Raw genomic sequence first — 213 nt, 5'->3', positions numbered from 1 at the left:
ATGTCGGCGCGGTCACTGAAGATGCCACCGATCCAGTTCTGACTGACAGCGGCACCTTAACCATTACCGATGCCGACAGCGGCCAAGCGGTATTCCAAGCGGGCAACGGCGTTGCTAGCAATGGCGCACTCGGCAGCCTGACTATCGATGCGGCGGGCAACTGGACTTACAACGTCGATAACGCCGACGTGCAATATCTGGCTGAAGGCGAAA

Annotated in this window: 1 protein-coding gene; it reads left to right on the top strand. The window is 58.2% G+C overall.

Features of this window, described 5'->3' with window-relative positions; all coding sequences use genetic code 11:
• On the top strand, positions 1-213 hold a 213-nt coding region (locus MO387_RS21395), incomplete at both ends, for a VCBS domain-containing protein (protein ID WP_242326535.1).

Source organism: Shewanella sp. N2AIL (assembly GCF_022690845.1).
Classification (GTDB): Bacteria; Pseudomonadota; Gammaproteobacteria; order Enterobacterales; family Shewanellaceae; genus Shewanella; species Shewanella baltica.
Note: the sequence above shows the minus strand (reverse complement) of the source record. Positions and strands in the feature narration are given on the sequence as shown.